This is a genomic window from Streptomyces bambusae (assembly GCF_019400985.1).
Lineage (GTDB): Bacteria > Actinomycetota > Actinomycetes > Streptomycetales > Streptomycetaceae > Streptomyces > Streptomyces bambusae_A.
The window spans coordinates 1-6,426 of sequence record NZ_WTFF01000380.1; the positions used below are offsets into that span (position 1 = coordinate 1).

Annotated in this window: 7 protein-coding genes and 2 pseudogenes; 3 read left to right on the forward strand and 6 right to left on the reverse strand. The window is 73.0% G+C overall.

Annotated features, from left to right (window positions below; genetic code table 11):
• Positions 1-179 precede the first annotated feature (179 nt).
• The gene (locus GPJ59_RS31985) at positions 180-884 is read right to left on the reverse strand and encodes an NADPH-dependent F420 reductase (RefSeq protein ID WP_219671417.1); all 705 of its coding nucleotides are present in this window, start codon (positions 882-884) and stop codon (positions 180-182) included.
• Between the two features lie 417 nt (positions 885-1,301).
• On the opposite strand from GPJ59_RS31985, the pseudogene GPJ59_RS38020 reads away from it, so the two are divergent.
• From GPJ59_RS38020 to GPJ59_RS31995, 3 genes and pseudogenes are all read left to right on the forward strand, one after another.
• Positions 1,302-2,125, forward strand: a pseudogene (locus GPJ59_RS38020) (Fpg/Nei family DNA glycosylase); the annotation flags it as partial.
• A 70-nt stretch (positions 2,126-2,195) separates the two neighbouring features.
• Positions 2,196-2,507, forward strand: a pseudogene (locus tag GPJ59_RS38025) (nuclear transport factor 2 family protein); the annotation flags it as partial.
• Positions 2,508-2,551: 44 nt separating this feature from the next.
• Positions 2,552-3,322: an SDR family NAD(P)-dependent oxidoreductase gene (locus tag GPJ59_RS31995; RefSeq protein ID WP_219671419.1), complete on the forward strand. Its 771-nt coding sequence runs from the start codon at positions 2,552-2,554 to the stop codon at positions 3,320-3,322.
• Here GPJ59_RS31995 and GPJ59_RS38030 read toward each other — a convergent pair.
• From GPJ59_RS38030 to GPJ59_RS32015, 5 genes are all read right to left on the reverse strand, one after another.
• Complete coding sequence (locus GPJ59_RS38030; RefSeq protein WP_258025239.1) at positions 3,270-3,557, reverse strand: hypothetical protein; 288 nt, start codon at positions 3,555-3,557, stop codon at positions 3,270-3,272. The two genes, GPJ59_RS31995 and GPJ59_RS38030, sit on opposite strands and share 53 nt — an antisense overlap.
• A gap of 139 nt (positions 3,558-3,696) precedes the next feature.
• Positions 3,697-4,074, reverse strand: a complete 378-nt coding sequence (locus tag GPJ59_RS32000) for a helix-turn-helix domain-containing protein (RefSeq protein WP_125643975.1) — start codon at positions 4,072-4,074, stop codon at positions 3,697-3,699.
• Between the two features lie 109 nt (positions 4,075-4,183).
• Positions 4,184-4,693 (reverse strand): CinA family protein, encoded by a 510-nt coding sequence (locus GPJ59_RS32005; protein WP_219671420.1) that lies wholly within the window; start codon positions 4,691-4,693, stop codon positions 4,184-4,186.
• 59 nt (positions 4,694-4,752) lie between these two features.
• On the reverse strand, positions 4,753-5,409 hold the full coding sequence (pgsA, locus tag GPJ59_RS32010; RefSeq protein WP_219671421.1) for a CDP-diacylglycerol--glycerol-3-phosphate 3-phosphatidyltransferase: 657 nt from the start codon (positions 5,407-5,409) through the stop codon (positions 4,753-4,755).
• On the reverse strand, positions 5,406-6,426 hold a 1,021-nt coding region (locus GPJ59_RS32015; protein WP_219671422.1), incomplete at its 5' end, for a MiaB/RimO family radical SAM methylthiotransferase. The genes pgsA and GPJ59_RS32015, both read right to left, overlap by 4 nt.

Genomic DNA, 6,426 nt, shown 5'->3' on the forward strand with positions numbered 1-6,426 from the left:
CGGTCAACCAGCCAGCCCTACAGCCCACATCAAACGCGAAATGCCAGCGCCAGCGCAAGAGTCGTATAGGAGCCAGCGGCAGCACGGCAGCACGCCCGCACGGCAGCAGGCTGCCGGCCGGCCGGACCGGCCACGCCTGCTTCCCCGGGCCGGCCTCGCCGCGCGCCACGCGGACGCGTTCAGCGGACCACTTTGATCCCGAAGCGGCCGCCCACGGCGAAGCCGATGGCGCTGTGCAGGTGGGAGTACATCTCCATGCCGCGCGAGCAGACGATGGGGCCGAGGTCGAGGACGTCCTCCCAGCCGTAGGACCGCAGCAGGGCGATGACCTGCTGCTTGGCTTCGGCGTCCTCCCCGGCCACGAACATCGTGTGATCGCCGCCGCCGACACTGCCGGGATCGACGACGGTCTCCTGCTCCTGGGTGACACAGGCCTTGACCACCTTGGCCTCGGGCAGGGCGCGCTGGATCCGCTCGCCGAGGCTGTCGTGGTCCACCGGGTCGAGCGCCGGCATCACTCCCCAGGGCGTGGGCCAGGGGTGGGCCCGCTCGGGGTTGTGGACGAACGGCACGGCGTAGTCCATGAGGATCTTGCCCGCCAGGTGCTCGGCGATGCCGCTGAGCACGTCGACCGCGTGGTAGCCGTCGATGCCGTTGATCACCAGTTCGGCGTCCTCGGCGGCCACGGCGAAGTTCCGCAGCTCGATGCCCGGGTAGTCGGCGAGCCACTGCCCGAAGGGCTCGATGCCCATGAAGTCGGGCTGGGTGCGGCCGAGGGTGACCTGCGAGTCCCGGGTGCCCACCGTGACCTCGTGGCCGAGCTCCAGCAGCTTGGCGGCGTGGGCGCGCCCGCCGCCGCCCGTACCGAGGACGGCGATCTTCATGCGGATGCTCCGTCCGCCGGGTCCAGGGGGTGTGTGCTTGCCATGGCCTCTCCTCGTCTCGCGCTCCGCCGGGGCAGAAGGAGCGTGGCGCCCACCGGGCGGGATGGCCTCCCCCACACGCCGGGGCGGCCCGAACCAGCGGCTCCGGATCGCCGAAGTGGCCGACGGCCGGCCCGCGGCGCGCCTGAACGGACCGCCCCGCGGCTCCTGCGGCACGGCCAGACCGGGCGGCCCCGGGCGGCACGGCAAACCGGGCGGCCCGGGCCGGGGAACGGCAGACACCGACCCCGGCGGCACCGGCCACCGGCACCGGAGCCGAGCCGGGACCGGCACCCGGCACCCGGCACCCGGCACCCGGCACCCGGCCGAGCAAAGCCGGACCAGCCCCGCCCGGTCCCCGAGCGGGACAATGGCGCCATGCCCGAAGGTGACAGCGTCTGGCGCGTGGCACGGCGGTTGCACGAAGCGCTCGGCGGGCAGGAGCTGACCCGCAGTGATCTGCGGGTGCCCCGGTTCGCCACCGCCGATCTGACCGGGCGCACCGTGCTGGAGGTCGTCCCGCGCGGCAAACACCTGCTGGCCCGCATCGAGGGCGGCCTGACCCTCCACAGCCACCTCGGGATGGACGGCGCCTGGCACGTCTACGCCGCCGACGAGCGCCGGCGCGGCGGGCCCGAGCACCAGATCCGGGCGATCCTCGCCACCGCGCACCACACGGCCGTCGGCTACCGCCTGCCCGTGCTGGAACTGCTGCCCACCGCCGAGGAGGACCGCGTCGTCGGCCATCTCGGACCGGACCCGCTGGGCCCCGACTGGGACCCGGAGCGGGCCGCCGGCAACCTGCTCGCCGATCCCGCCCGCCCGCTCGGCGAGGCCCTGCTGGACCAGCGCAACCTGGCCGGCATCGGCAACGTGTACAAGTGCGAGCTCTGCTTCATGGCCGGGGTCACGCCCTGGACCCCGGTCGGCGACGTCCCCGAGGGCACCCTCGCGCGCATCCCCGCGGCCGCCCGGCGGCTGCTGGCCGCCAACACCGGCCCGGTGGAACACCCGCGCCGCACCACCGGAAGGCTCCGCGGCCCGGACCTGTTCGTCTACGGCCGGGCGCAGCGCCCCTGTCTGCGCTGCCGCACCCCGGTCCGCGAGGCCCCGCAGGACGACCGGCCGACCTACTGGTGCCCGCGCTGCCAGACCGGCCCGGTGGTCGACCGGGCCATCGCCGGAGCCGGAGCCGACGCCGGAGCCGGTGCCGGAGCCGGTGCCGGTGCCGGAGCCGGCGCCCCGTCGGCCTCCGCCGAGGCACTGGTGATCGCCTTCAACGAGCGCATCACGGCCCGCGACCTCGCCGGCCTCGGCGAGCTGATGGCGCCGGAGCACACCTTCGTCGACCCGGCCGGCGCCGTCGTCACCGGCCGGTCGGCCTGCCTCGACGCCTGGCGCGCCTTCTTCGCCGCGTTCCCCGACTACCGCAACCTCTTCGACTCCGTCACCACCCGCGGCGACGTCGTCACCGTCACCGGCCGTTCCGAGTGCGCGGACCCCCGCCTCGCCGGCCCCGCCCGCTGGACCGCCCGGGTGCACGACGGCAAGGTGACCCAGTGGCACGTCTACGCAAGCAGCTGACGCGGCAGTTGACGCTCCGTCAGATACGGTCGTACGGTCCCGGCATGCCCACACCCATAGCCCCGTACGACCTCACCGGCCGCACCGCGCTGATCACGGGCGCCGCCAGCGGTATCGGCCGGGCCACCGCCGTCCTGCTCGCCCGGGCCGGTGCCACCGTGCACTGCGCGGACCGCGACGAGCAGGGCCTGGCCCGGACCGCCGCGCTGATCACGGACAAGGGCGGCACGGCCCACGCCCACCCCCTCGACGTGACCGACCGGGCCCAGGTCCGGGCCGCCGTGGCGGCGGCGGGCAGCCTCGACATCACCGCTGCGGTCGCCGGGATCATGCACACCAGCAGCGTCCTGGAGACCCGCGACGAGGATCTCGACCGGGTCTTCGCCGTCAACTTCAAGGGGGTCCTGTACGCCTGCCAGGAGTCCGCCCGGGCCATGATCGAGGCCGGCCGGCCCGGCTCCCTGGTCACCATGGCCTCCGGCGCCGTGGACACGGCCGGCCCGGGCCTGCTCTGTTACAGCGCCGCCAAGGCGGCCGTCGTCCAGCTGACCAAGACCCTGGCCGCCGAGGCGGGCCCGCACGGCATCCGGGTCAACGCCGTCGCCCCGGGCTGGATCCGCACGCCCATGACCGGCCGGCACAGCCCCGAGGCCCAGGAGCAGACCGAGGCCGCGATGGTGCGGATGTCCCCGCTGCGCCGGGTCGGCGAGCCCGAGGACGTCGCCGCGGCCGTGCTCTACCTCGCCTCGGACGCCTCGTCCTTCATGACGGGCCAGATCCTTCGCCCGAACGGCGGAGTCGTGATGCCCTGGTAGACCGCCCGGATGTCCTGAAGGAAGACCCGGACGCCCTGATGGAAGGCCCTGATGCCCTGGCAGACCGCCCGGACGCCCGGGCGCAGTGCACCGGGACCAGGCTCAGCCCCCAGCCCCCCATCGCCACCGCCCCCTCCAGCGGGCCGGCGCCGCGCGGCTGCAGGGCCAGCCGCAGCACGGCCCACCACCACAGCACACCGAGCGCCAGCCCGACGGGTATCCACATCCGTCGCATGCCGCCTCCCAGGAGCCGTGTGGCGGGACCCGGCCCCATCCTCCCGCAGAGCCCCGGCGGGCGCACCCAGAACGGCCCGGAGCCCCGGCCGGTGCTTCACGCACCGACCGGGGCTCCGGCCACACTCATACAGACAAGCTCAAGCGGCCACGACATCCACCGCTTCGGCCGGCGCCTTGATGGTCACCCGCTCGGGGCCCGCGACCGAGGTCACGGAAACCGAATTGAGCATCGGGCGTACCGGTGCCGGTACCGGATCGCTCGCTGCGGCCGACTGCGCAAGCTCGGCGAGCGAGAGTTCGTCGCTGACTTCGCGCATCAGCTCGGACATCCGTACGTCCAGCGCGTCGCAAATGGCGGAGAGCAGCTCGGAGGATGCCTCCTTCTGCCCCCGCTCCACCTCGGAGAGATAGCCGAGCGAAACTCGGGCGGACGAGGAGACTTCGCGCAGAGTACGGCCCTGGCGCTGGCGCTGCCGACGCAGCACGTCACCCAGCAGGCGACGGAGCAGAATCATCGGTGGCTCCCTCCTCTGACCGTGTAGCCGCATCCTTCACGCCCCACCGTACCGCCTCGCGCCGCGGCCGTGCGGGGAGCGATGTCGTGTTCACTCAGGGCTGCAAACATCAAATCCCCCCGTTCTGTTCCGTATCCTGCCCCCGCACATTCTCGCGGAGTTCGCTCGACAGCAGTTCGAGCACGTTCCGTACACTCTCCCTACGGATTTCCCCGCGGGAGCCGTTCAACCGCAGCCGGGACGTTTTCCTGATGTCCGGGCCCGCGACGGCCACGAAAACCGTCCCCACGGGCTGCCCGTCCTGCGGGTCCGGGCCGGCCACTCCGGTGGTCGCGATCCCCCACGAGGCCCCCAGCGCCCGGCGCACCCCGTCCGCCATCTCGGCGGCGACCTGCGCGTTCACCGCGCCGTGGGCCGCCAGCAACGCGCCGTCCACGCCCAGCAGGCTCTGCTTGAGCTCGGTGGCGTACGCCGTGACCGAGCCGCGGAAGGAGCGGGAGGCGCCGGGGACGGCGGTGAGCTCGGCGGCCACCAGCCCGCCGGTCAGGGACTCCGCGACGGCGACGGTCTGGTCACTCTCCGCGAGCAGCCGCAGAACGTCGGCCGCCACGTCCGTCACGTCCGCCGCACCCCCTGCGGTCGCACGTACGTTCCCCCCGGTCTCCCCCGCCCCGCGCGTCACCTCTCGGCTCGCTCCGCGGCCATTCCCCTGCGCCTCAGCACGATCGCCTGGCGCACGTAGTCCAGACCGGTGACCACGGTCAGCACGACGGCGACCGCCATCACCCAGAACCGCATCGTGGCCAGCAACCCGGTCAGCGCGAGCACGTACATGCCCACGGCCGTCCCCTGGGCCAGGGTCTTCATCTTTCCGCCGCGGCTGGCCGGAATCACCCCGTAGCGGATCACCCAGAACCGCAGCAGCGTGATGCCCAGCTCACGCCCGAGGATCACGCCGGTCACCCACCACGGCAGGTCGCCCAGCCAGGACAGGCAGATCAGCGCCGATCCCATGATCGCCTTGTCGGCGATGGGGTCGGCGATCTTGCCGAAGTCCGTGACCAGGTTGTACGTCCGCGCCAGGTGGCCGTCGAACAGGTCCGTGATCATGGCGATGGCGAAGGCGGCCCAGGCCAGTGCGCGCCAGGCCGGGTCGTAGCCGCCTTCGGCCAGCAGCAGGAGGACGAATCCCGGAACGAGCAGGAGCCGGACCATCGTCAGGATGTTGGCGATGTTCCACAGGCTGGCCTGATTGACGGCCGCCGCCCCCAGCTTTCCGCCGGAGACGGGCCGGTGGCCGGTACCGCCTGCTGCTGATGCCGGGACTCCGGTCATCCGGCCGCCTCCTCGAGGTCCAGGGGCTCGGCGACCAGGTCCACGCCCAGGGTGCCGACCACCTTTGCCATGACCAGACGGCCGGGGACCAGCCCCGTGCCGTCCGTGAAGACCACCTGGCCGTCGGTCTCGGGCGCCTGGTGGGCGGCCCGACCGTACGCGCCCTCACCGTCCTCGTCCACCGTCTCGACGGACTCGACGAGCACCTCCAGGGTCTCCCCGATCCGCTCCTCGGCGCGCTGCGAGGTCAGCTCCTCGGCCAGCCGCTGCATGTACGCGAGCCGCTCGGCGATCGTGTCCTCGTCCAGCTTGTTCTCGTACGTGACCGCCTCGGTGCCCTCCTCGTCGGAGTAGCCGAAGACGCCGATCGCGTCGAGCCGGGCGCTGGTGAGGAAACGCTCCAGCTCCTTGAAGTCGGCTTCCGTCTCACCGGGGAAGCCCACGATGAAGTTCGACCGCACACCGGCCTGCGGGGCCTTGGAGCGGATGGTGTCCAGCAGCTCCAGGAAGCGGTCGGTGTCGCCGAAGCGGCGCATCGCGCGCAGCACGTCCGGGGCGGAGTGCTGGAAGGACAGGTCGAAGTACGGCACGACCTTCGGCGTGGAGGTCAGTACGTCGATCAGGCCGGGCCGCATCTCGGCCGGCTGCAGGTAGCTGACCCGCACCCGCTCGATGCCGTCGACCGCGGCCAGCTCCGGCAGCAGGGTCTCCAGCAGCCGGATGTCGCCGAGGTCCTTGCCGTAGGAGGTGTTGTTCTCGGAGACCAGCATGATCTCCTTCACCCCCTGCTCGGCCAGCCAGCGGGTCTCGCCCAGCACGTCGCTCGGCCGGCGCGAGATGAAGGAGCCGCGGAAGGACGGGATGGCGCAGAAGGAGCAGCGGCGGTCGCAGCCGGAGGCCAGCTTCACCGAGGCGACCGGGCTGGTGTCCAGCCGGCGTCGCAGCGGCGCGCGCGGGCCGGAGGCGGGCGCCACGCCCTCGGGCAGGTCGGCGGGGGCCGGGGGGGCCCCGGCTCTT